This is a genomic window from Niallia sp. FSL K6-0212 (assembly GCF_038007605.1).
In the GTDB taxonomy this organism is placed as follows: Bacteria; Bacillota; Bacilli; order Bacillales; family Cytobacillaceae; genus Niallia; species Niallia circulans.
Map to the genome: position 1 here is coordinate 1,015,329 of NZ_JBBOXL010000001.1, position 26,162 is coordinate 1,041,490.

General features: G+C 36.5%; 23 protein-coding genes. 6 read left to right on the forward strand and 17 right to left on the reverse strand.

The genetic code is table 11. From position 1 onward, the window contains the following. Positions 1-72: 72 nt before the first annotated feature. Complete coding sequence (locus MHH96_RS04620; RefSeq protein WP_061797281.1) at positions 73-1,023, forward strand: L-lactate dehydrogenase; 951 nt, start codon at positions 73-75, stop codon at positions 1,021-1,023. Positions 1,024-1,120: 97 nt separating this feature from the next. On the opposite strand, the gene MHH96_RS04625 is transcribed toward MHH96_RS04620, so the two are convergent. The 6 genes from MHH96_RS04625 to MHH96_RS04650 all read right to left on the reverse strand — a co-directional run bounded on the left by MHH96_RS04625 (position 1,121) and on the right by MHH96_RS04650 (position 6,286). Further along, a complete protein-coding gene (locus MHH96_RS04625; protein ID WP_047940870.1) occupies positions 1,121-1,447 on the reverse strand; it encodes an MGMT family protein in 327 nt (108 codons plus the stop codon). A gap of 181 nt (positions 1,448-1,628) precedes the next feature. Further along, on the reverse strand, positions 1,629-2,336 hold the full coding sequence (locus MHH96_RS04630; RefSeq protein WP_061796971.1) for an ABC transporter ATP-binding protein: 708 nt from the start codon (positions 2,334-2,336) through the stop codon (positions 1,629-1,631). Continuing rightward, positions 2,336-3,118, reverse strand: a complete 783-nt coding sequence (locus tag MHH96_RS04635) for an ABC transporter ATP-binding protein (protein WP_047940872.1) — start codon at positions 3,116-3,118, stop codon at positions 2,336-2,338. Before MHH96_RS04635 ends, MHH96_RS04630 begins: the two co-directional genes overlap by 1 nt. Then, complete coding sequence (locus MHH96_RS04640) at positions 3,111-4,046, reverse strand: branched-chain amino acid ABC transporter permease (protein WP_047940873.1); 936 nt, start codon at positions 4,044-4,046, stop codon at positions 3,111-3,113. Before MHH96_RS04640 ends, MHH96_RS04635 begins: the two co-directional genes overlap by 8 nt. Positions 4,047-4,058: 12 nt before the next feature. Beyond that, positions 4,059-4,934, reverse strand: coding sequence for a branched-chain amino acid ABC transporter permease (locus MHH96_RS04645; protein ID WP_047940874.1), 876 nt, complete (start codon positions 4,932-4,934; stop codon positions 4,059-4,061). A 179-nt stretch (positions 4,935-5,113) separates the two neighbouring features. Further along, the gene (locus MHH96_RS04650) at positions 5,114-6,286 is read right to left on the reverse strand and encodes an ABC transporter substrate-binding protein (RefSeq protein WP_047940875.1); all 1,173 of its coding nucleotides are present in this window, start codon (positions 6,284-6,286) and stop codon (positions 5,114-5,116) included. A 483-nt stretch (positions 6,287-6,769) separates the two neighbouring features. On the opposite strand from MHH96_RS04650, the gene MHH96_RS04655 reads away from it, so the two are divergent. After that, positions 6,770-7,567, forward strand: a complete 798-nt coding sequence (locus tag MHH96_RS04655) for a hypothetical protein (protein WP_061796974.1) — start codon at positions 6,770-6,772, stop codon at positions 7,565-7,567. A gap of 197 nt (positions 7,568-7,764) precedes the next feature. On the opposite strand, the gene MHH96_RS04660 is transcribed toward MHH96_RS04655, so the two are convergent. Beyond that, a complete protein-coding gene (locus MHH96_RS04660) occupies positions 7,765-8,847 on the reverse strand; it encodes an NAD(P)/FAD-dependent oxidoreductase (RefSeq protein ID WP_061796976.1) in 1,083 nt (360 codons plus the stop codon). Between the two features lie 615 nt (positions 8,848-9,462). Between MHH96_RS04660 and MHH96_RS04665 the strand changes: the two genes are divergently transcribed. The 3 genes from MHH96_RS04665 to MHH96_RS04675 are packed head-to-tail and all read left to right on the forward strand — an operon-like array spanning position 9,463 to position 12,407. After that, positions 9,463-10,659 carry a quaternary amine ABC transporter ATP-binding protein gene (locus tag MHH96_RS04665; protein WP_061796978.1) on the forward strand — a complete coding sequence of 399 codons (1,197 nt, stop codon included), beginning with the start codon at positions 9,463-9,465 and terminating at the stop codon, positions 10,657-10,659. Beyond that, entirely contained in the window at positions 10,656-11,486 is an 831-nt protein-coding gene (locus MHH96_RS04670; protein ID WP_061796980.1) for an ABC transporter permease, read from the forward strand. Before MHH96_RS04665 ends, MHH96_RS04670 begins: the two co-directional genes overlap by 4 nt. A 48-nt stretch (positions 11,487-11,534) precedes the next feature. Further along, positions 11,535-12,407, forward strand: a complete 873-nt coding sequence (locus MHH96_RS04675; RefSeq protein WP_047940880.1) for a glycine betaine ABC transporter substrate-binding protein — start codon at positions 11,535-11,537, stop codon at positions 12,405-12,407. 197 nt (positions 12,408-12,604) lie between these two features. Here MHH96_RS04675 and MHH96_RS04680 read toward each other — a convergent pair whose 3' ends face one another. The 9 genes from MHH96_RS04680 to MHH96_RS04720 form a co-directional block, all read right to left on the reverse strand. Then, a complete protein-coding gene (locus MHH96_RS04680; RefSeq protein WP_336044697.1) occupies positions 12,605-14,173 on the reverse strand; it encodes a glycoside hydrolase family 43 protein in 1,569 nt (522 codons plus the stop codon). After that, complete coding sequence (locus tag MHH96_RS04685; RefSeq protein WP_047940882.1) at positions 14,154-14,597, reverse strand: DUF4064 domain-containing protein; 444 nt, start codon at positions 14,595-14,597, stop codon at positions 14,154-14,156. Before MHH96_RS04685 ends, MHH96_RS04680 begins: the two co-directional genes overlap by 20 nt. Before the next feature lie 45 nt (positions 14,598-14,642). Further along, on the reverse strand, positions 14,643-15,530 hold the full coding sequence (locus MHH96_RS04690; RefSeq protein ID WP_251687833.1) for a pectinesterase family protein: 888 nt from the start codon (positions 15,528-15,530) through the stop codon (positions 14,643-14,645). Next, entirely contained in the window at positions 15,500-16,396 is an 897-nt protein-coding gene (locus MHH96_RS04695; protein ID WP_412973368.1) for a dienelactone hydrolase family protein, read from the reverse strand. Before MHH96_RS04695 ends, MHH96_RS04690 begins: the two co-directional genes overlap by 31 nt. Further along, on the reverse strand, positions 16,397-17,728 hold the full coding sequence (locus MHH96_RS04700; RefSeq protein WP_047940885.1) for a glycoside hydrolase family 28 protein: 1,332 nt from the start codon (positions 17,726-17,728) through the stop codon (positions 16,397-16,399). It lies immediately after the preceding gene. A gap of 12 nt (positions 17,729-17,740) precedes the next feature. Next, positions 17,741-18,862, reverse strand: a complete 1,122-nt coding sequence (locus tag MHH96_RS04705) for a glycoside hydrolase family 88/105 protein (protein ID WP_173427259.1) — start codon at positions 18,860-18,862, stop codon at positions 17,741-17,743. A 141-nt stretch (positions 18,863-19,003) separates the two neighbouring features. Further along, positions 19,004-20,500 (reverse strand): extracellular solute-binding protein, encoded by a 1,497-nt coding sequence (locus MHH96_RS04710; RefSeq protein ID WP_047940886.1) that lies wholly within the window; start codon positions 20,498-20,500, stop codon positions 19,004-19,006. Between the two features lie 135 nt (positions 20,501-20,635). Further along, positions 20,636-21,283 (reverse strand): YesL family protein, encoded by a 648-nt coding sequence (locus MHH96_RS04715; RefSeq protein WP_047940887.1) that lies wholly within the window; start codon positions 21,281-21,283, stop codon positions 20,636-20,638. Positions 21,284-21,307: 24 nt separating this feature from the next. Continuing rightward, complete coding sequence (locus tag MHH96_RS04720; RefSeq protein WP_251687877.1) at positions 21,308-22,237, reverse strand: ABC transporter permease; 930 nt, start codon at positions 22,235-22,237, stop codon at positions 21,308-21,310. A gap of 570 nt (positions 22,238-22,807) precedes the next feature. Between MHH96_RS04720 and MHH96_RS04725 the strand changes: the two genes are divergently transcribed. Then, on the forward strand, positions 22,808-23,695 hold the full coding sequence (locus MHH96_RS04725; RefSeq protein WP_047940889.1) for a carbohydrate ABC transporter permease: 888 nt from the start codon (positions 22,808-22,810) through the stop codon (positions 23,693-23,695). A 234-nt stretch (positions 23,696-23,929) separates the two neighbouring features. Here MHH96_RS04725 and MHH96_RS04730 read toward each other — a convergent pair whose 3' ends face one another. Continuing rightward, the gene (locus tag MHH96_RS04730; RefSeq protein WP_047940890.1) at positions 23,930-26,143 is read right to left on the reverse strand and encodes a helix-turn-helix transcriptional regulator; all 2,214 of its coding nucleotides are present in this window, start codon (positions 26,141-26,143) and stop codon (positions 23,930-23,932) included. Between the last annotated feature and the right edge of the window lie 19 nt (positions 26,144-26,162).

The window sequence follows — 26,162 nt, forward strand, 5'->3', positions numbered from 1 at the left end:
ATTTGTTCTCCATTTAGCAATAAATAGCTTTAAAACTATTAATCTATTTAGAAAAAGGGAGTTGCAAAAAAAATGAAACAGCAAAATATTAACCGCGTCGTTTTAATTGGTACAGGTGCTGTAGGATGCAGCTATGCTTATTCATTAATTAATCAAGGCATTACAGAAGAACTCGTTTTGATTGATGTCAACAAAGAAAGAGCTGAAGGGGAAGCAATGGATTTAAATCATGGTATCCCATTTGCCCCAGCACCAACGAAAGTCTGGGCTGGCGACTATTCAGACTGTGGAGAAGCTGATTTAATTGTCATTACTGCCGGTCTACCTCAAAAACCAGGAGAAACTCGTTTAGACTTAGTTGCCAAAAATACAGCTATTTTTAAAAGTATTGTGAAAGAAATTACTGCTAGCGGTTTTGATGGAATTTATTTAATTGCGACAAACCCTGTTGATATTCTGACTTACGTGGTTTGGAAAGAGTCTGGTCTTCCGAAGGAACGCGTAATCGGTTCTGGAACCACATTAGATTCTGCCCGTTTCCGCTATATGCTAGGTGAGTATTTCGACGTTGATACACGAAACATCCATGCTGCTATTATCGGTGAGCATGGAGATACGGAACTGCCTGTATGGAGCAGTACAACGATTGGATTAGAAAGCATTGAAACAAAGCTTGCTAAAAATGATAAATACTCTCAAAAAGACTTAGATGAGCTTTTCATTAACGTTCGCGATGCAGCTTATCATATTATTGAACGAAAAGGTGCCACTTATTATGGAATCGGCATGTCACTTGTCCGCATTACAAAAGCTATTCTTGGCAATGAGAACTCTATTTTACCAGTATCTGCATACCTAGATGGGGAATATGGTCATAAAGACATCTATATTGGTGTACCTGCCATTATTAACCGCCAAGGAATCCGTGAAGTACTGGAGCTAGAATTAAATGAAAAAGAAACAGAACAATTTAATCATTCTGTCGAAGTTTTACAACAAACAATGAGATCAGCTCTAAATTAATAAGTGATAAAAGCCTATTGCTGCTGTCGTAATAGGCTTTTTGCTGCATTTTATAAATTCAGCTAGTTTAGCAATATCTTCTATTAGTCTACAACTATTAAATCTGTTCATCGATAAAATTCAGCGGTTCATATCCATATTCTCTTAAATTAAGCGATCCGTTTTGCTGAAATACAATTCCCTCTGCTTCTAGCAATCTTCTTTGAAGCTGGCCATGTTCACCGCTTAATCCAATACAGCCTTTACTATTAAGCACTCTATGCCAAGGAAGTTGGTATTTTTCTGATAAGGTATGAAGAACTCTAACAACTTGTCTTGCTGCCCGAGGGCTTCCAGCCACAGCAGCTATTTGTCCATAGGTCATTACTTTTCCTTCTGGAATATCTGTAATAATCTCCACTGCTTTTTTTGTAAAAGGGTTCATCATCTATCCTCCTATATTTACTACTATTCTAACAAAATTCTTTTCCACTTAAAAAGCGTATCTGTCATTTATGATAGAGCAAGAGAGAAATAGATGAAATGTTGATTCAACCGGGAGATTCTTCAAGAAATAAAAAAAGAACTGTTATTCCAGTGAATAACCAGTTCTTCCAAATCTACTATTAATGCCCACCCAAATAAGCCTGCTTTAATTCATCACTTTCCTGTAATTCTTGTGCAGATCCTGATAAAACCACTTTTCCTGTTTCAATGACATATCCTCTATGTGCAATCGATAATGCCATATGAGCATTTTGCTCCACTAATAAAACCGTCGTTCCTTCTTCATTAATTTCTTGAATAACCTGAAAGATGGTACGAACAATAATCGGTGCTAATCCCATGGAGGGTTCATCTAAAAGAAGCAATTTCGGTTTTGCCATTATAGCTCTTCCCATTGCCAGCATTTGTTGTTCTCCACCAGATAAAGTACCAGCTAATTGTTTTTTTCTTTCAAATAACCGCGGAAAAATCTCATAAACCTTTTGTAAATTCTTCTGAATTTCCTGTTTATCTTTTCGTAAAAAGGCACCTAGTTCAAGATTTTCCTCCACAGTCATATTAGAAAAAACACGTCTTCCCTCTGGAACATGTGACATACCTGCCTTTACAATCGATTGTGCAGGCTTTCCTGCAATAGACTTGCCTAAATATTCTATAGAACCCTTTTTGGGCTTGATTAGACCGGATAATGTCTTTAATAATGTACTTTTCCCCGCACCATTCGCACCAATAAGCGTTACTATTTCTCCTTCCTTAATATCAAGCGTTACTCCTTTTAACGCCTGAATATTTCCATAGTATACATTTAGATCCTTTATATGAAGCATTATTCAGCAACCTCCTCTCCTAAATAAGCTTCGATTACTTTTGGATGATTTCTAATCACTTCAGGTGTTCCCTCTGCAATTAATTGCCCATGATCCAAAACATAAATCCGCTCACAAATCCCCATAACAAGAGGCATATCATGCTCTATAAGTAAAATGGTCAGCTGAAACTTTTTGCGAATAAAAGCAATCAATTCCATCAGTTCATGTGTTTCCTGAGGATTCATCCCTGCAGCAGGTTCATCCAATAGCAACAATTTAGGACCCGCCGCTAAAGCTCTTGCTATCTCTAAACGGCGTTGCTGACCGTACGGGAGATTTTTCGCTTTTTCCTTCATATAACGGTCGAGTTGAAAAATCTTAAGAAACTCTATTGATTTTTCCTCCATCTCCTTCTCCCCTTTAAAGTGGGAAGGGAACCGCAAAATACTGCTTAGCATAGAGTGCTTAGCCAAAGAATGGTAAGCTACCTTTACATTATCTAAAACAGATAGTTCTTCAAATAAACGTATATTTTGAAAGGTTCTACTAATCCCTCTACGTGTTACCTGAAAAGGCTGCAACCCCTTTAAACTTTTTCCGTCAAAAAGAATTTCTCCTTCTGTTGGCGCATATACACCAGTTAACATGTTGAAGGTAGTCGTTTTCCCCGCTCCATTCGGACCTATTAGTCCAATTAACTCTCCTTGATTGAGCTCTACATCAATCGCGGACACTGCTTTTAAGCCTCCAAAAGAAATACCTACATTTTTCATTTGCAATAAAGGTTCCTGCTTAGTCATTGGAATTACCTCCTTTGCGTTTAAACAAATCTGTAATTTCCTTTGTTCCCATTAACCCTTTTGGACGATAGAGCATGACGATTACTAAAACAAGGCTATATATAATCATTCTCGTTTCTGGATAATCTTGAAGATAAGTAGAAATAATGGTCAAGAAGCTTGCTGCAATAACAGATCCTGATAAACTCCCTAATCCTCCAAGGACCACGTAAATCAAAATATCAAAGGACTTTAAAAATCCAAAGTTAGTTGGGTTAATAATATAAAAGTTATGAGCTTGAAGCGCACCGGCTACCCCAGCGAATAAAGACCCTAGTGCAAAAGCGGCAACCTTATAATAAGTTGTGTTAATTCCCATTGCATCTGCCGCAATTTCATTTTCCCTAATTGCAATGGCTGCACGGCCATGTCTTGAATTAGTAAAATTAACAATGACTAGAATAGTAATAAATAAACAAATAAACGTACTTGTCCAAGTAGTCAAATGAGTAATCTGCATTCCCGCTGCCCCACCGACATAATCGATATTTAAGAAGAAAATCCGAATAATTTCTGCAAATCCTAATGTGGCAATGGCTAAATAATCGCCTCTTAATCGCAAGGTTGGAATTCCAACTAACAGTCCAGCTAGTGCGGCAACAATTCCACCAGCTAAAATAGCAATTGGAAAAGGCATTTGAAACTTCATCGTTGCAATTGCTGATACGTATGCCCCTACCGCCAAAAAGCCAGCATGACCAATTGAAAATTGTCCGGTAATTCCTATGACAAGATGCAAGCTAACTGCCAGCATAATATTGATAGCCATTAAAATAATCATATTGCTGTATAAAGTGTCAATCCAGCCGCCAGTCATCAGGAACTGAATTACGCCGTAAATAAGTGCGGACAGTATAAGGAATATCCAAAAAGCTTTTGATTTTTTCATCCTTCCAGTCACCTACACTTTCTCTTTTGTATTCTTACCAAGAATACCTGATGGTTTAAAGATAAGAATCAAAATTAAAATAATAAAAGCCGCAGCATCTCTCCATAAAGAAAAACCTAAAGCACTAACAACCGTCTCAACTACCCCTAAGATAAGTCCGCCAATCATCGCTCCTGGAATAATTCCTATTCCCCCTAAAACAGCTGCAACGAATGCCTTTAATCCTGGAATAACTCCCATTAGTGGTTCAATTTTTGTGTAATAAGCGCCGAAAATAACGCCTGCTGCTCCCGCTAAAGCAGAACCAATGGCAAAAGTAGCGGAAATAGTCCGGTCTACATTAATCCCCATTAATCTTGCAGCGTCTATATCATGAGAAACCGCCCGCATTGCTTTTCCTGTCTTCGTTTTATGAACGATAAATTGCAAAATCAACATTAATCCAACCGACGTTCCTAAAATAATTAGGGACTTACTTGTAATTTGTGCACCAAACACATCAAATGTCTTTGTTGGCAAAACGCTTGGATAGGTTTCTAAGCCCGCACCTCTAAAATAAATAAAAACATACTCGATTAATAAAGAAACCCCGATTGCTGTAATTAGGGCAGCGATTCTGGTCGCATTTCTCAACCGTTTATATGCAATTCTTTCAATGATAATCCCAAAGATAGCACAAGCAATCATGGAAACAATCAAAGCTGGAAAAAAACTAAGTCCCCAACCAGTAATAGCATAAAAGCCAATAAATGCTCCAACCATAAATACATCGCCATGAGCAAAGTTAATAAGTTTAATGATTCCATATACCATCGTATATCCTAAGGCGATAAGAGCATATATACTTCCCAAGGAAATGCCGTTAACTAGCTGTTGTATCCATTCCATCTATTTATTCACTCCCTTTTGCTAAGCATGCGTCAATGCAATAACTTTTCACATAGCCTACTGCTAATTAATTCTTATAAAAAACGTTTTTGTTCATACTCTCTATCTCTATCATTCTTTTATCTCTAATTTTCTTTCCATGGAAAATAGGGAGGCTCTCCCTCCCCATCCACCAAGTCTTATTTTGGATCAACCTTTGTTTTAAATACTTGTTTTCCATCTTGATATTCTAAAACTGTTGCTGATTTGATTGGGTTATGATTTTCATCGATTGTCACTATCCCAGTGATCAACGATAAATCTTTTGTTTTTGCCAATTCTTCTTTAATCTTATCCGAATCAGTACTTCCTGCTCTTTCAGCAGCATCTTTTAATAGATAAACAGAATCATAACCTAAAGCATTAAATGCATCTGGGCTTTTTCCGTATTCGTCCTTAAATGCTGAAACAAACTTTTGAATTTTCTCATCTGGATCTTCCGAAGAATAGTGGTTTGTAATAAACGTATTATTTAAGTTCTTTGCTCCTGCTAAATCAATTAATTTTGGAGAATCCCAGCCATCAGCACCCATAAAAGGAGCTGTTATACCCATTTCGCGCGCTTGCTTAATAATTAAGCCAACTTCTTCATAATAGCCAGGAATAAACACAAACTCTGGATTCTTCCCTTTAATTCTCGTTAATGTCGCGCTAAAATCTGTATCTTTTGCAACATAAGATTCTTCTGATACTATTTTTCCACCAGCAGCTGTAAATGTCTCTTTAAATGCTGCAGCTAATCCTTTTGCATAATCACTTGCACTATCAGCATAAATGGCAGCATTTTTGATTTTCAAATCATTAATAGCAAAATTTGCAGCCACATTTCCTTGGAAAGGATCAATAAAGGATGTACGGAATGCATACTCATTTAGCTTTCCATCCTCATTAACCGTAACGTTTGGTGCTGTACCCGATGGAGTTAATAAGACTGTTTGCTTATCATTGGCTATTTGCACTTGTGCTACTGTATCACCACTCGTAGCCGCACCTATAATTGCTGAAACCTTATCTTGGTCGATTAGCTTCAATGCACCATTAGTTGCCTCCGTTAAATCAGATTTATTATCTACCTTAACAGGAACTATTTTCTTGCCATCTATTCCACCATCTGCATTAATCTCTTTAATAGCTAAATCAATACCGCTTTCTAATGATTGTCCATATGATGCAACAGCTCCAGAAAGCTCCAGATTTACTCCAACCTTAAATTCATCCTCTTTTGATGCATTTTTACCACCAGCACTACACCCAGCCAATATTCCAGCAGCCAATGTAGAAGCTGTTATTAAAAGACTTAATTTTTTCTTCATACTAATTCTCCTCTTTTTACTTTGTTTGATTATTCTGACAATAGGAAGAAAATGACACTACATATTAAATATAAGTGCTTACCGAATCATAATTTGACTAGTCAGACTATTCGAATCATTTTTATATTGCGAAATTAATCATAACGAACTAGACAAAAATAATCAATACCCGACAAACTTCACCATAATGTTATCATTTATAACATTTAAAGGAATAAATTTCAAATTTTTTCTAACAATTCTATTAGGAATAAAATAAATCATCTTCTTTTTGTTAGTTTTTTTACCATAATAATTTGGTTTCCATGTATACTTAACAATTCATCAATATTCACCATGAATATAAGTTACTTTTTCTTACACAAACGCGACTTTCCACCCTGAAAATTTATTCATAAATTTTTTAAATTTTTAATATAACTCATTTTTTTCTTATTTTAGGGAATATACAGTATTAATAAGGCATAGAAAGGAGTACGATGTATGAAAAAATTTCTATTTTCTTCACTCTTTATCTTTTCACTTATTGCAAGCGGCTGCTCCAATGGATCAGCCGAAAGTCAATCAAATCTGTCGACAGCGGAGAAAGCAGACGCAGCTGGACAAGCTAAAGCTAATACGGAAAAGGAACAAAATATGGAGAAATCCCCATCAAACAATGAACAGATGAAAGAAATTCGCTCTATGCTCAAGATGCAAGATAATAAATTACCGATGAAATTTCCGATCACTGATTCTGAATATATGGGAGCTAAAATTAATAAAAATGAAACAGACCAATATTCTATATCATTCTATCGAACGCAAGAACCTGTCTCCATCAATGATGAATCTTTAGATACAAATGATAATTTGCTTGCTACTTTTAAAGCAGAAACATCCCATGATAAAAACAAACAAGAGAAGCTTTTTCCCGAGGTTTCATTAGATTCAATACCAGATGAAATGAAGGTAGATTTGGGACATCAAATTACTGGAATGAAGGAAGGAGCAGCGGGAAGTTCGTATTTACTTTGGAAAGAGGGACGATGGGTGTTACAAATTAAATCAATTTCTGCTGATAAGTTAGACACTACTGATATCGCAAGAAAAATGGTGGACTTTTTGGAGGAAAATGCTCTGCCCGTCCCACAGGAAAATGGAAGAATAGAAGTAAATTATCCGGAAAATGCTGATAAAGTAGAGTATATGGCGAGATGGGAAGAAGGAAATATTGTTTATACTATAGAAACGGGAGAAGTACCAATAAATGCTTTAATGATGACTGTCTCAACAGAATAATTCGTATTACTTTTAGTGAAAATCACTGGGTTCCAGTCAAAACTTGATGCTTTTCAGCCAAAATTGAGAAACCAGCCAAAGCTTGCTACTTTTCCCATCTAACAAAAAAGATCTATTGGATAAGCGGAAATCCGTCTTCTCCAATAGATCTTTTGACTATGCAATAAAAATGTGGACCAAGTAGCAATCAATTGAAATCAAGCTCGTATTTTCATTACTGAACAATCATCGCATTGAATCATATTTTTAATTAATTCTTTATTCTTCTCTTCAAATAGTTCATTATGTGAAGAGACCATTGCGCTATTACTTGCCTCTGGCTGAATATATAATTTAGCTTTATTGACTGCGTTAGCTGCGTCTTGAAAAGCACCGGCAATTAAATGGACTTTACCTTCATGCTTTAGAATATCTCCAGCAGCAAATATTCCTGGCACAGATGTCTCACTATTAGCATTACCTGCTATGTAGAAATCTTCAAGCATGTCAATTTTTAATTTACTATTTTTTAAAAGCGACGAATCCATTTCATAGCCATGATTGATAACTACTTCATCTACTTTTAAAGTCTTTACCTCTTCTGATTGTGTATTCGTTAATTCAACAGAATCAATACGATCATGATTTTCATTCGCAATCAGTTTAGTAATAGAGGTATGGAACAAACACTCTACATTGCTTTCTAGCAATTCTCTCGCTTTTGCCTCATGACCAGCAAGTGTATCTTTTCTACATGTTAAATACACCTTCTTAGCTATCGGCTCTAGTTCAAGAGCCCAATCCACGGCAGAGTTTCCGCCTCCAGAAAGAACAACTACTTTATCTCTAAAATGCATTAAGGATTTTACCGTATAGTTTAGGTTTGCCACTTCGAATCTTTCGGCACCTTCAATTTTTAATTTTTGCGGAGTGACGATTCCGCTTCCTACCGCCACAATGACTGTTTTGGAATAATGAACTTCTCCTGAGTCTGTTTCCAGCAAGAAAATTCCTTCCTCATTTTTGGAGATAGAATGAATCTTCGTATTTGTCACTACTTCTGGGTTAAAGGTCAGTCCCTGTTGGACAAGCTGTTCTCTCAACCTTTCCCCTGGCATTGGAGTGATGCCGCCAACATCCCAGATCATTTTCTCTGGATATAAATGCAGCTTTCCGCCTAACTGTGGTAAAAATTCAATAACTTTTGTCTTCATTTCTCTAAGCCCACTATAAAAAGCAGAATATAGACCTGCTGGCCCGCCGCCAATTATCGTCACATCGAATAGTTCTGTATGATCCATTAACCCGCTCACTCCTATATTGAAAGTTTTATACTATCTATATATGATTAACTCATTCAGTTTATTAGTTAAATTGATTATCATTCTCATTTACATACTACCTTGTTTTTGGAATTTTTTCAATCCTATCTAGTAACTTTTAAACAACATTTTGTGAAATAAAACAATCTCTTTGCTTAGAATATAGAACTAACTGCCCGTTTTAGATCGTACTTGCTTTTTATAAACTAAAAGTCAGAATCTAGAGTTATTTAGTGAATAAGGTAGTATTTATAAGTATTCAGTATATTTAATTTAATCAGAAAAAACTTTACGAACGATATAAACAGGATATGCTATATTTTCACGTTTGCACTGCCTATTATTTGTTTTATATAATAAGAAGGACTCTACAGGAGAAGGATATGGATAAGTCCCATTGCCATACTGGGAGTAACAACAAGCAAGTAATACTATATCAAACTAATTTTTACCCAAAGTTCCACTAAATGTATTGCCATAATACTCGCTTAATTCCTACTATTCCCCTAAAAATAATCAGTTTTATTTTTTATTTCCTATTTATTTATCCATATTCGGAAATTCTCCTAAATAAAAAAGAAGGAGAAGTGATTAATGCCTAAAATTGAAATTAAAAATCTTACAAAAATATTTGGGGGAAACCCAAAAGAAGGGCTGAAAAGACTACAGGCTGGCGAAGATAAAACAAAAATACTGAAAGAAACTGGAATGACAATTGGTGTTGATAATGCCTCTTTCCAAGTAAAACAAGGAGAATTCTTTGTCATAATGGGATTATCCGGCAGTGGAAAATCTACTCTTATACGTCTTATTAACCGACTGATTGAGCCAACTTCAGGTGAAGTGCTAATTGACGGGAAAAACATTACTACCATGAATAAAAAGGAACTTATTGATATACGACGTAAAAAGCTCAGCATGGTTTTTCAGAATTTTGCGTTATTTCCAAATCGAACTGTGCAAGAAAATGTTGAATATGGTTTAGAAATCCAAGGACATCCGAAGAGTGATCGTTCAAAAAAGGCTATTAAAGCCATTCATGATGTTGGCCTAAAAGGCTATGAGGCAAGTTTCCCTCATCAACTTAGCGGCGGGATGCAGCAAAGGGTAGGTCTTGCTAGAGCATTAGCAAATGATAGCGATATTCTTCTAATGGATGAAGCATTCAGTGCCTTAGATCCACTTATTCGCAAAGAAATGCAAGATGAACTTATCCGTTTACAAAACAAGCTAGGAAAAACAATTATTTTTATCACTCACGACTTAGATGAGGCTCTTAAGCTCGGTGATCGTATTGCCATCATGAAAAATGGCTCGATTGTACAGTTAGGGACAGCTGAAGAAATTTTGGAAAATCCAGCGAATGACTATGTATCGACATTTGTAGAAGATGTTGATCGTTCGAAAGTGTTAGTTGCTGGTCAAATTATGAAACAGCCCGATCTTATTACCACTTGGAAAGATGGTCCAAGGATGGCCGTAAGAAAAATGGAAGAAGCCGGTCTATCCAGTATCTTCGTAGTAGATAAGGATAAACAGCTAAAAGGCATTCTTACTATTGATGCTGCCATTAATGCCTATAAGGAAAATAAGTGGGTTGAAGACGTATTAGAACACGACTTCCATTCTACTACATACGATACCCCATTAAATGATTTAATTGGAGTTGCGGCAGAATCAAAATTCCCTATTGCCGTTACAGAAAATAATAGATTGTTAGGAATCATCGTTCGAGTCTCTATATTGTCTGGACTAATTCTCGGAAAAGAACAAAAGGAGGCTATCATATGAACTACTTCTTCTTTCCATTAGAAAAATGGACAAATCAATTTGTAGACAATTGGCTGCTGCCGGTTTTAGGTGACTTTTTCAACTCCTTCAGCGGAGTGTTAAGCATATTTATAAATGCTGTCACCAATTTATTCACCTTTATCCCTGCTGAAGTAATAGCAATCCTTTTAGCACTTTTAGCTTGGCGCCTTGCGGGAAAAGGAATAGCTCTTTTTACCATTATTGGTGCTCTTTACTTAGGTTCGGTAGGTCTATGGACAGGTGCTATGCAAACTCTATCTATTGTTATTGTAGCAACCTTTTTCTCCATTGTTGTTGGGGTTCCCTTAGGAATATTCACTGCTAAAAATCGAACATTGGATCATATTATCCGACCATTACTTGATTTCATGCAAACACTACCTAGTTTTGTGTATTTAATCCCTGCTATTCTACTCTTTGGTTTAGGAGAAGTTCCAGCTGTTATCTCTACCTTCGTTTTCGCTACTCCACCAGCAGTCCGTATGACAAGCTTGGCCATTAAACAAGTTCCCGCTGATATCGTAGAAGCTGCTAAAGCTTTTGGTTCTACTTCTTGGCAGCTGCTCGTAAAAGTTCAGTTACCTAATGCTATTCCAACCATTATGGCTGGAATTAACCAAACTATTATGTTGGCATTATCCATGGCTGTTATTGCATCTATGATTGGTTCTCCTGGACTAGGAAGCACTGTTTTATCCGGTATCTCTAGTGTAAATGTTGGATTAGGTCTTACCGGTGGACTTGGGATTGTTGTTCTCGCCATCATCCTGGATCGAATAACACAGGGATTAGGAAAAAAAGCATAAAAACAAACAATCTACCAAATTAACAGGAGAAAGGAAGTATACGAATTTATGAAAAAATTAAAACTTAGCTTTTTGATGTTATTACTATTCACTCTTTTAATTGGCTGTTCCTCCCAAAACCAAAATACAGGAGGTAGCGAGTCAGGAGATTCTAAAACTGTTACTTTCGGTGTTACTCCTTGGACTAGTACCATCCCGCCAACAAAAGTTGCTAAACTATTATTAGAAGATATGGGCTATACGGTTAAGGAGAAAAATGCAGATGCAGGCGGCGTTTATACAGGACTTTCCCGCGGTGACTTAGATGTATTTATGGATGCTTGGCTGCCTGATATGCATGCAAATTATATGAATCGATACAAAAATCAATTAGAAGACTTAGCAGTCAGCTATAAAGAAGGGGAGCTTGGCTGGGTCATTCCCTCTAACATAGAGGGCATTGACAGTATCGAAGATTTAAAAGGAAAAGAAAATCTCTTTGGCGGAAAAGTGTACGGTATTGAAGAAGGTGCCGGAATGACCGTCACTTCTAAGGAAATGATTGAAGAATATGGATTAGATTTAGAATATGTTGCTTCTAGTGAAGGTGGCATGCTGGCACAAGCCTCTAAGTTTATCAAAAGTGGCGATCCTGTCCTTTTCTTAGGATGGCGCCCACATCCAATGTTTGTTGATTATGATTTAAAAGTATTGGAAGATCCAAAAGGTTTCTTTAAGACATCAGAAGTTCACGTAGTTGTAAATAATGGTCTAAAGGAAAAATCCCCTGAGGTTCATGAATTCCTAAGCAACTGGAGCATGCCTGTTGAAGATATTGAAGAAATGATTGTTAAAATCGAAGATGGAGCTAATGAGGAAGAAGTTGCACAGGAATGGATCGATAATAATCAAGATAAGGTGAATGCTATGTTAGGGAAATAAATGATGAAGCGGTTGGGACACAAGTATTCCAACCAATATAAGCCCTGGACAATTATATGGAGATTCTTATGCGATCTTCATATAATTGTCCAGGTTTTTTTTTTGGAAAGAGGATTGATGGTAATTGCTATCCACAGCGCTAGCACCGATCCGCTTCGTTATTACATTCCTATGGGAAATGACAGAAGTAGATCCAATCAATTACTATCTAATCCCTCATAACGGAAGTATGCAAAATCAGCGTATGTACTTGCTTTTTTATCCATATCGTGGACTGCTATCCCAATGAAATTTCCGGTAAATCCCCCTGCCAAAAATAGGAGGTCTTGGCTGCTGGTTACTTCTCGCCAAGAATGTTCTTCATCTGAACGAAAGTAAAAGTTTCCTCTCGCTCCGTTTCCACTAACCTTTAGCTGCACTTCTCCTGCAGTAATAGTTATGATGGCCGGATCTAGTTGAAATTGTCCATTTTCGCAACGCATAAAGCGAAGAACTCGGCCTCTTTCTTCATCAAATGTCACGTAAGCATATAGATAATTGCTATCATTTAAATAAAGCATGAGACCAGCCATTTGATTAAAGGTAGTAGGGTGAAATTCTACGCTTGTTTCGGCCTGAAAGTGAAAGTCTTTTTGACGAATGGCAAGAATATGATGCTCGAACAAGGACTGAATGGATTCCCCTGCAAACATACGTAAATAATTAGATCTACTTGTTAAATCACACCAAGAGTCATCTGCTAAAATACGTAAAGTATTCCACTCTTTTTTTAAAGGGCCTGTAAAGTCATCCTCGAAATCAGTATTGTTTTGAAAAATTACTTGTTCGCGCGTAACAATTTCAGTCAACAAGCTGGGTCCATTTGTACCAGATGAAAGGCGAAGCCAGCCGTCCTCTGTCCAATAAACCTCTTCTATCGCTGTTTCTCTTCCTAGTATCGCGGCTTTATTTTGTAATGGTCTAGTACATAAATAAACCATATACCAATTTCCAAGGGACGTCTGCACGATACTTCCATGTCCTGAACATTGGAGCGATGACTCAGGTTTATCACTTGCTGTAAGCATAGGATATTCTGGATCTAATTCATAGGGTCCTGTTATTACCTTTGAGCGGCAGACAGTTACTGAATGCCCTTTCCCAGTCCCTCCTTCTGCCGTTATTAAGTAGTAATAGTCTCCATAGTAATAGAGATGAGGAGCTTCCGTTTTAGCTAATTCTGTCCCATCAAATAGTTTATAAACAGGTCCAATCAGCGTTTGATTCTTAGCATCATATTCCTGCATGACAATACCTGCTGATTTATTTCCTGTTATCATACGATAATCCCATATTTCGTTTAACAGCCATTTGCGTCCATCTTTGTCATGAAATAAGGATGGGTCAAATCCGCTGCTGTTTAGATATACAGGACTTGACCATGGACCATTTATACTTGGCGCGGTAATCAAATAGTTATGACAATCCTTAAATGGTCTTTTTGTACTTTTAACATCTGTATAAATAAGGTAGAACAGCCCCTCTGAATAACTAATTTGCGGAGCCCATATGCTGCCATTTTGTGGATTTCCTCTTAAATCAACTTGATTCGTAATAATATCTGTCTCATGTTCCCAATTTACTAAATCATTAGACTGATAGATTCGTACTCCTGGCAGCCATTCAAAAGAGGAAACAGCAATATAGTAAGTATTATCTACCCTTAAAATATTGGGATCTGGATTAAAACCACGTAAAATAGGATTTTTAATAGTGGTTCGATACATAGCCTTCTCCTTTCTTACTCACATTAACTCCTTTTCGCAACAAACATAACGCTCCTGCTAGAAAAAAGAGAAAGGCGATGGGAAAAGCAATAAATTGGGTACCTATCAATGTTGAAAATCCAGCAACGAGATAGAGGACTCCAGCCCATCTCGGATGTCGATTTCTCCAGATGAAAGCAGTCGCAACTATAACAAATGCTAGGACGAGTATTAGTGTAATACCGAACCATATAGCTAAGACATTCATGGCTTCTAAACTATCCTGCATCTCACCGGAAGAAACGCCTTCCTGCAGAATAGGAAAGACTGTTTCTTTATATGTTTCTGTATCCATGGAGGTCATTGTTAGCGAAAATCCTCCTAGAAATAGAACACTTAACACCATTCCTGCCATCCCAATTATTACTTCCCATTTCCGTTTCATTTCCCTCGTTCCCTTCTCCTAGTCTCTAACTGATTAGAGGCTCAACTAAGCATAGTAATTTTCTATTTCCCGAAATGTTACTGTTTCTCGATTCTCTTTCTTTCCCCAATCGTCCCATTTATCCGAGTGAATATGAGCCCCTATTCTACATTGAGAAAAAGTTACATTGGCGTATGGTCTCCACGGCCGCCCTAAAAAGACATTAGATACATCCTTATCTGCTGTTAAATAGCAACGAGAAAATAGGAAGCCATTTTTCCTGATCGCAGTACTTGCTGCCGTAATATATCCTGGCAGGTTGTTAGGCCGTTTAAGAGATTTCAATTCACATTCTTCAAACTTTGCTTCTCCTCCACCAAATATATAATCAACGGTTCCCTCAATAGAACAATGGATAAAGGTCGTTATATTGTTCTGAAAGTTATTTTTTATCTCTGGTGTTGAAAAAGGAGTTCCATCCTTTTGTACATCTGGCAATGGACCGAGACAAACGGTATCTTGGTACCCTTTTATGGAACAATTTTTAAAGCTAACTTTGTTTCCTTCACTATATAAAGCAACTGCTTGCCCCACTATTTCTCCCAGCCCCGAATTATTTATGATTTCGATATTTTCTATCCAGATATTCTCTCCATTGATAAAAAGAGTCGCTGTTTGAAAAGTACCAATTTCACAACCAAACTCATCCAATTGCCGTGCATACTTATTTCCAATAATCCGGACCGTTCCTATTCCAAACAACTTGCGATTTGATTGATAAAGAAGGATATTTTCATAGTAATCTCCACCTAGGATGATGAATGTAACAGGTCTCTCGATATTGGAACAATGCATAATGGCTTCCTGAATACTCATAAAATCACAATCATTGCCTTTCCCAATGACAAATTGAAGTTCATTTTTCATAAATGCTTCTGCAAAAAGTTTTCCCATTGCTTTCTCATTTCCTTTGTCTCTTGATGACCGCCAGTTACAATTTGGCTGTTCCACTGATTCTTTGCATCATATTTTCCATATATTTTTCCTAATTCCTCATCTAGCAGCATTACGCCTTCCAGCGGACACATGCGGTCATCTTTTCCAACAAGACTCAAGCGCGGTCTTGGGGCAATTAACGATTGCACAGCTAAAGTAGAAAACTGCTTTAAAAAGCCTGGCACATAATAATAAAAACCATGATGATCTAGGCCCCGTTTCTGCCTTAATGTTTCTATATGTACCTGTGCAGCTATATCTACGGTTACTTTTATGCGATCATCTAGTGCTGCCATCCACCAGCTCATAAGGCCTCCCATTGACATTCCAATCGTCGCTACTCTGTTTTGGTCGATGTCCGTCCTTTCCACAAGATAATCTAGAAAAGCAATATTATCAAAGATCCGCATCCCCCATAGCGTTCTTCCATCTAATAACATTTCTTTGACTAACTCGCTCTCTAATTTACCTTTCCGCTCACTAAATCCCCACATATCAATGGATCCTACAGCATATCCCAAATTTGTTATAGCCTCGACAAAAGATGGGGATTGTAAGTAACTGTTACTTATTAACAGCTCTTCTTTTCCCTGTTCGAAATTCCCCCCATGTGAATGATTAAAGAGGACGATAGGCAGCGGACCTTCCTTGTTTAGAGGCTTGGCAACATAAGCAGGTACGGATTCCTCCTCATTTAATTGCAGCATGAGGCTTTCTAATACATAGTTATCTTTCTCTTCCCTCCTTATTAGCTGCACCTTCCTATCCTTTGCATGTGGATAATCCCCTAATAACTCTATTAGCCTTTTTCGCTGTTTTTCCACTTACGCCTTCACTTCCTTCAAGAGCGCTTCTTCCTTCTTTGTATTTTTAGACTTACAGTTTATTAACTCGATATCCTCACAATTTTCGAGATAAAAAGCTGGACCTTCATGGTTTTCAACCGTTACCCGGTTAAATAAAATATCCTTTGCAAAACCGACATAAAAGCCCCGGTTATTCATATCTTTTATGCCTGCCATCATTGCTGGTTTTCCAGGAATCGCATCTACCGCCAAAGAAATATCCACTTGGTTAAAAGTTAGTTCTGATATATATTGCTCGGCTAAACCGTATATGAATCCGGCTGCAGCATGAACATTCCTAGCCGTTATATTGGCAAAATGAATGCGCCTAAACATCGGAGTCTCATTAGTTACTGGGTAAGGATTTTTATCCCATACGTATTTGTCCTTTCCTTTAGGACCACAGAAATAATATAAATTTAAAATGAACGGACAAATTACACCTTCCATTACGATATTACTTACACGAATATCTTCAACGACTCCTCCACGCCCTCGTCTAGACTTCAGCCGAATGCCACGATCTGTATCCTGAAAGACACAGTTACTAATGGTGACATTTCGAATATTACCGCTCATCTCACTGCCAAGCACTACTCCTCCATGTCCATGAACCATGGTACAATTTGTAATCGTTATATTTTCACAAGCTACTCGCTCTGCCGTATCCTCTGTTCCTGCCTTAATCGCAATGCAATCGTCCCCTACATCAATATGACAATTACTGATTCTAACATTCATGCAGGATTCTGGATCAATGCCATCTGTATTTGGTGAATCTTGCGGATTATGAATTTTTATATTATCGATCGTAATGTTGTTACTGCATATGGGGTTAACCGTCCAACTTGGAGAATTTATTAAGGTCACATCTTTAATCGATACGTTTTCACAACCATCTAGGCTAATCAATTTTGGCCGCGGATAAAGCAGCTTCTCTCGCTCATTTCGAAAAAGATGCCACCATTTCTCTCCATTTCCGTCAATGGTTCCAAAGCCAGTGATCGCAATATGCCGGCTATTTTCTGCGTATAAGCATGAAGCATATACTTCTCTAGCGACACCTTCCCATCTAGACGTAACAACGAAATAGTCCGCTTGCTGATCAGAGAATTTCAATACTGCTCCTGCGGCTAAATGAAGTTCAATATGATCCTTTAAAAAAAGCGCACCTGTCAGAAACTCACCTGGCGGGATAACAATTCTGCCTCCTCCATTTTCATATGCCTTATCTATCGCCTTCTGAATCGACTCTGTACATATACTCCCATCATTCTCTGCACCGAATTCAGTGATAATATAATCGCTCATTTTATAATCTCCTTATTCGTTAATAACTTCCTCCACTTCCACTAATGCCTGTAAAAAGGCCCCTAAGCCTTTTTGGTCATTGCAAATAATTGGTTCACTAATATAATAGGTATAAGTTCCGTCTCGTTTGTCAGCTCCGCCAAGTCCTGCTACCTGACAATTTTTATTTAAATTGACCCATCCCTCTTTTGTCAGCAAAACAAATTCATCTAATAATCCTTGATAGCCTTTCTTTAACGGATGCAGCCATTCTTGTTTTTCTAAAACTCCAAGGCGTATCCCTTTTGCAATAGAACATACGTACATACTGCTTGCAGACGCCTCCAAATAATTTCCCTTTTCCCCTTGTTTATCGACTACCTGATACCAAACACCCTTTTCCTTATCCTGATAGTTTAGTAATGCTGCCAATGTATTCTTAAGAATTTTTTCTAAAAAAGGGCGATCAGGTGTATCCTTTGGAATAATTTCTAATGTATCTACTAATGCCATGACATACCATCCCATGGCTCTTCCCCAAAAATTCTCTGATAGTCCTGTCTCTTTATTAGCCCATGACTGGACTTTCTTCTCATCCCATGCATGATAAAGAAGCCCTGTCTTTTCATCTAATAAGTGTTGATAACTGATTTTGAATTGGTGAAGTATATCGTCAAGACCTTCTCCATCTCGATATTCCATTTGATATTGCGCATAGAATGGCGCCCCCATATATAAGCCATCCAGCCAAATCTGATACGGATAAATTTGCTTATGCCAAAAAACACCTTCTGATGTTCTTGGATGCAGCTCTAATTGGGATTTCAATAAATCGGCTGCTTGCCGATACTTTTCCTCTCCCGTTTGTTTAAAAAGTTGAAATAGTAATTTTCCATTGTTAATATGGTCAATATTAAATTCTGATACTTCATATCCTTTAATCGTTCCATCCGGTTGAACAAAATAATCGAGATTTTCTTTTATAAAATGCAAATATTTCTCCTTGCCTGTTCGTTTCCAAAGGTTTTCAAACCCTTTTAAAACAACTCCATAATCATAAGACCATTTTCCGTTATAGCCTCTATCTTCATATAATCGTGGAAGTCTTTCCATAATGGATTGTGCTGTTCTCTCTGACCAACTCATTTCTGCCATTCTTATATTCTCCCATCCTATTTAGATTCTTTATAAAGCCTCTTCATGAAGATTGTTGCTTGCCTTATAAAAATCTTGTTTTTAAATTTTTTAAGGTGAGTGTCTAGCCGAAATCTGCTTTCCCCTCACCTTTATTCAAAATTATTTCGTTTGTTCGTATGCTGCTTTATATTCCTCTTTAATCGTGTTTCCGCCAGAATCTCCCCATGTCTTTACAGCCTGTTTGAAGCCATCCAGATCTATTTCGCCTAAAATATACTGGTATGTGGCATCAGTAATAATCTTTTGTAATTCTGATCCTTGTGATGTATTGGTTGCAGATTCTAAAGAATAAGCAGGATTTAACACGGCATAATTCGCATTGTCTGCAATCATTTCATCTGCTAATGCTTTAATTGGGTTTGGATCTTTCAAATTATAGCCTGACTCTTTTGGTCTAGAAGCCGCGAATGGCTGCACTTCCTGTGTCCATAAATCCTGATTGATAATTTCATATGAATCATCATCTGTTAGTTTATAATGGACATCTTCCAAACCATATGTCATTAATGTGTAAATTTCTGGATCTAGTAAATCATTTACAAACTTAAGAATTCTCTTTAATTCTGCTTCATCCTTTACTTCTGAACGCGGAAAGGCCAATAATCCGCCAATTCCATTATTTGCAGCCCAAATGGCACGTTCAGGATTAGATTCCGATACCATATCGTTCACTAATGCTAATTCCATATTATCTTGGATGCCTGCAGCCATCGTTTGCAAGTTTTTAGCATCGAAAAGGGCACCAATATAAATTCCTGCTTTTCCCTGTGCAAAGCTTTGCTGCTGGTCTGTTTTTGCTGTAACAGCAAAGTCTTTATTTATCCAGCCATTGCTATACAGCTCCTTCATATAATCCATTGTTTTTACATAACCATCCGTTTCAAATTCCGGAATGAAGTCTCCATTTTCATCCATTTCCCATACATTAGGTGTACCGAAATAAGAACTTAATGTTTTAAAGGCTCCATATATTAAATCGTTCCGATCTACAAATCCAGTTGTATCATTTTGCCCATTACCATCAGGATCATTTTCTGTAAACGCTTTCGAAACTTCCATTAATTCATCAACAGTCTTCGGAACTTCAAGACCTAAATTATCAAGCCAGTCTTTACGTAAAACGACACCATTACGTGCTAAATCCTTCTGAAAGGGAATACCATAGAGCTTTCCTTCTATGGAAGCAGAATCACGTACATCTTGTGAAATTTCCTTTAGATTAGGGAATTCATCTAAATAATCTTCTACATTCCAAAACATTCCAGACTTCAATGCATTACGGACAGAGGAATTTTCCAGAATAGTTAATGTAACAATATCGGCTAATGAATCAGAGGCTAATGCAGTATTAATTCTTTCTTCCTTTGAAGCGTCCGGTATCCACGAAAATTTGATTTCAGCATTCGTTTTCTCTTCGATTTTATCTAAAATAGTATCTGTTGGAGGAGATGCCGTATGTAGAATATTCAGCCACGTAATTTCAGCCTTACTATTTTCATCATACGTCCCAGATGATTGTTCTTTTCCTCCACTACAACCCGCTAATAACAACATACCTGCTAAACTAATACTGGCTAACTTTGATAGTTTTTTCATTTAAACGCTCCTTTACAATTTGATAAAGCGAAAGTTCCATCAATGAATGTTTGCACTGATTAGTGGAACCATTCGGTTCTATATCGATGCTTTCCCACCTATCTTCCCCGAATTGGATAAGCTTAAAATTAAGTCTTACTGTCCGTTAAGCGTAGGATAGACGGTTGTATCTTCTACTTCTTCTGTATTTTGTAATTCCATTCTAGTAAACACTTGATTTGCTGTCCAAGTAATCATATAAAATAGGAAACTAATACCGAAGAAAGTGAGAATCCCAGGAAAAAATGTGATTGCTGTCCAATAGGTAGCGCCAATCACAACAAACAATAATAGAGAATATTGCAAGCAAGAAAAACCAAAGATAAAGGACATCTTTATGCGAAAGAATATTCCTTTCCAGTTATAATGAGCCATTAATGGATAAATATAAACGGCAGAAAGGAAATATAACGAGAATATGATCATCAAGCATACTTTGAGATACCAGTTTGTAACATGGAGTAGATCGATTACTAACACATAGCCGAGTAGTAAATAAATCCAGCTAGTAACCATGGATTCCTTGAAGGACTCTTTGTAATACTTCCAATAAGAAGAAAAGATAGGGAGACTGGTATTTCCCCTCATCCACTGTCGCATGATACTAACTAGTGCATAGGTTGCTGGTCCTGCCCCAAATATCCCCAATCCTAATAAAGTAAAGAGCCACCAGAGGAAATTCACATAAACTAAGTTTAATATTGTTGTAAAAATGTGATTTATTTTTTCCACTGATTTTAACATCCAATTCCTCGCTTTCTCCTAACTTTAATAAACCCCATCCTCACCAAACTTCTTGGCAAGCTTATTTGAAAGCATAACTAAAACTAATCCTACTAATCCCTTAAATAAACCAACAGCCGTACTAAAGCTTAATTGTCCATTCTTCAAACCAGCTGTATAAATATAGGTGTCAAAAATCTCTGCGACACTTCTATTTAATGAATTCAATAAGAGATACATGTGTTCAAATCCTAAATCTAACGTGCTGCCAATTTTTAAGATTAATAAAGTAATAATTACTGGTCGAATGGCCGGTAATGTTACATGCCATGTTTTGCGCAGTCGTCCTGCTCCATCCATTTCCGCTGCTTCATATAATTGAGTATCTACAGCTGTAATAGCGGCGATATATATGATAGTAGACCAGCCTAATTCTTTCCAAATTACTTGTGCAATATAAACGGTTCGCGTCCAATCAGGCGAAGTTAAAAAACTGACTTTATTAAAGCCCATTGCTGCTAACATTTCATTAATCAATCCACCATCAACATTTAAAAAGACATATGTAATGGAAACAATAATTACCCATGACATAAAATGGGGGATATAAATTAACGTTTGGATACCAGATTTAAAATATTTGTTTTTGACTTCATTTAGCATAAGCGCTAAGATGATCGGCATGGGAAAGAAAATGAAAATATTTAAAGCAAATAAAATAAGTGTATTACTTAAAAGCATAAAAAAGGTTGGTTCTGTAAATAAGCGAACAAAATGCTTCATCCCTACCCATGGGCTGCCCAAAATCCCTAAAAACGGTTGATAATCTTGAAAAGCAATGATCAATCCACCCATCGGTAAATATTTGAAAATAATAAAATAGAGAAAGCCAGGGAAAATCATTAAATATAGAAGTTTGTTCTTTCTCATATTAGCCCAAGTTTTTTGTCTTCTAATCTTCTTTCGCTGCTTCATAGTTAACTCAGGTAATGTCTGATCATTAGGCTTAATGACGCTTTCCATTATTTACCCCCTTACTTTATGGTGTGATGTTTAATTCATACCTTAAGCATATGGAAAAAGCATAATTACGTATATAATCATTATTTGATAACGCTTACAAAACCTTATTTTATCAATAGTTTCCTCTTCCCCACCCAATGTAATGATTACCATTTTGTCCAAATGATTATCTGCCTTTTCAATCGAAAAAAACGAACTCGGTAAGCGTTTTCTTTTCCTGAAATATTGATTATATACGTAATTATCTTCTCTTGATAAAGTAACTTTATAGTAAGAGAGTATATCTATTTCTTAGGCTGTTTTCTACAAAGAGTGTTGACTTTATGAAGGCTTCTAAAAGGATCTGCAGATATTCGCCATACGGATAGCAAAGTGTATTCCCAGCTGCGGAAAAAGAAAACAACTTTATGAAACGGACCTTTCCTTAACTGCTTGTGGCTCGGTTTACAGTCCTAATCCGAGCAATAAAACATCATCATTAGTTGTAAGTTGTAGTTAGACAAAATAAGAAGGAGGATCTATATGGAAAAAGTGTATAAAAATAAGAAAATAACAAAAGGAGGACGGGTTTTTTCCATTATTAATGGAACCATTTTAATCATTATTGCCTTAATTTGTTTTCTGCCTTTTGTAAATGTTATAGCTAGTTCCTTTGCTTCTACACAAGAAGTTGTAGCTAAACGATTTATTCTGATTCCTGAAACTTTCTCATTAGATGCATACCGTTATATTCTTTCTACGCCAACACTCTTTAAGTCTTTAGCGGTATCCGTTGGCGTTACTGGCGTCGGTACTTTAGTAAGTATGGTCCTAACATCTTTGATGGCCTATGGCTTATCACGTAAATATCTTAATGGAAGAGGATTTCTTAACTTTCTTGTTGTATTCTCTATGTTATTTAGCGGTGGCATGATCCCTACCTTCTTAGTAGTTAAAGCCTTTGGATTAATTGATTCTTATTGGTCTTTGATACTGCCTGTAGCAATTAATGCGTTTAATTTAATTATTATGAGAAACTTCTTTCAAGCACTACCGGATAGTTTAGAAGAATCAGCTAAAATGGATGGCTGCACAGATTTAGGAGTCTTTTGGAAGATTATGCTGCCATTGGCACTACCATCTATTGCGACCATTTCTTTGTTTTATGCCGTTACCTATTGGAATACTTATATGACAGCTATTCTTTATATTAATGATTCTACGAAATGGCCAATTCAAGTTTTATTGCGACAGATTGTTATTGTTTCAAGCGGCATGCAAGCAGAAGGTTCGTCAGTTGACGTTATTCCACCTGCGCAAACGATTAAGATGGCCGTTATTGTTATAGCAACAGTACCAATGCTTATTGCATACCCATTTGTTCAAAAATATTTTGTCAAAGGAGCGTTGGTAGGCTCTGTAAAGGGATGACGTTACAGAAAAGATGCTTTTATTGACAGCAATTTGTTTACCAGTCAACAAAATGATATTCTAGTAACTTATATCCTCATACATTTAAAAGAGAACCCTTTCTCATCTGGCTTGTCCTTACCGGTTATGATGTTATCTCTTATTCTCACAGGAATTCAGGATGTGCTCAAGACGATCTTAATTGCGGTTCATAAAAAGCGTGCAAGAATAAGCTCTTTCTTGCACGCTTTTTAATTAATGATTATATTGTTTCCGATAATCCCCTGGGGTCATGCCTACTTTCTTTTTAAAAAAACGGATGAAGTTTTGAGAATTTCGATATTGGAGTTTTTCGGCAATCTCCTTAATTGGCATATTTGTTTCTTCTAGCAGGGATTTAGCCTTTTGCAGTCGGAATCCCATTAGATAGTCAACAAAGTTTTCTCCATATTCTTTCTTGAAAACGCTGCTTAAGTAATTCGGATTATAATGAAGACGGTCAGCAATAACGTCTAAAGAAATTTCCTGGTCATACTCTGTCTGAATGATTTGAACAATTTTATCAGATAAAGATCGAAACTCCTTATCCGTTTTATCCTGTGTGCTGATAATAATTGGCGTAATAAGATGTTCAATTAGCATTTGTTTTATTCGAGCAGGATAATAGGCATTAATTGCTTCATAATAAAGCGGCTTTATACTATCAAAAATCTTCGCCTCTGCACCTAACAGCTGCCCAAGTTGAATAATTTCATTTATTAACCGAATAAGTGTTACTTCTAAGCTGACTGGATTTTTATTCATCCGGAAGATTTCGTTAATTAAGGTATCTACTGTCTCCTGCACTTCCTCCTCATTTCCTGAGCGAATCGTATTTAAAAGTTCATTTTGCAATTCTACAGGATATTTAGAAATAGAAGCATCATTCAAGAGAGGAGCAATATCATCATAAAAAATGATAGACTCTGGTCCTACATTTACACGATAATGCAGCGCTTCTTTTGCTAAATCAACTGCCTTTTTACTACTAATTAATGTTTGATAAACAGGACTTATCCCTATACTGATAGTGATATTTAAATATTCCTTTGCCGCAGATTGTATTTCCTCATAATACTTCATAATTCTTCGACTGGAATCATGATCATTTACATCGGTTATAAATATGGTTGCTTGCATCTCATCATTTAATACAATAGGTATCAATCTTTCCTTAGCAGGGACTATTTCTTCGACAATATTATTTAAAGCCAATAAGTATAAATCTTTCTCAACAATTTTTTGGCTATCCATATTGTCAATTTGTATTAATCCTGTGTAAAAATGATGCGTATCATTAAAGAAATAGCCAAATTGTTTTAACCTGTGCTTAGCTTCATTTGTTGTTATTCTATTTCTAAATAAGCTTAAGACAAACAGCGTCTCAAGCTGTGGTTTTTGCATGGTTAAGCTAGCCATTAATGTTTCATTCTGACCAATAATCTTATCAACAGAATCAGCAACAAGGGAAAGTTCATTCTTCTGCCCACTTAGATGATCTATTGCTAATTTCTCCTGTAATTTGCGGATAGGTCTTGAAAAAGAATTTGCTAACATATAGGAAATGATACCGACCAAAATAATCAATAAGGTCGAGACAATGAGTAAACCAATCCTTGTATTATTAATCATATTAGAGATTTCTTTTGGGTTAATCTGTACAACATAAATCCAGCGATTATAGTCTGACTGAGCATACACAAACTTTTTACCCTCTGTGTCTACTATTTTGATATTCTCTCCCTCGTTTATCATTTTCTCATAATTCTCGTGAGACAACAGCCTTTCCTTTTGTCTACTTGAATATAGTAATTCATTTTTACTATTATATATTTCTACTAAACTATCTTGTTCATTATCAACAATCTCATCAATGCTGCTTCTTGGAATATTAGATATTCCTAAAGCAAATTTATCACGTTGATAAACAGGTAAAGTCATAATCATCTCAATTCCAGTACTTGTTGGTCTCCAAAATAAGCTTTGCTTCGCCTTTTCCACATACTTTTCCTTATACCCAGCAATTTCCTCTTCCGATAATTTCTTTAAAGAGCCGTCAATTATTCCCCAATTTTCTGCCAGGCTGATTAAATTATGCTTACTTCCTTCTATTCCCATCATTTCTATATAACTGATTTCTTTTTTTATATCACGATATGTATCAAAGTCTTTTCCTGATAACGGCTTCTTAAAAATCGTCTCAAAGTTTGCAGTAGAACTATATGCCGTATATCCATATTCAATCGTTCGCACCTTTTGCTCTACATTATTAAGAATTTGTTTTGTATAATTTTGTTTGTCCTTCAGAAATTCCTCTTCGACGGAGTGATAGGTAGAGTTATAGATAAATACACTAAAGCCAACTACAATACTAATCCCTAATAAAAAAAAGGGAAAAAATAATTTGTAAAACAACCTTAATTTCTTCAAATCCTCACACTCCTTATTT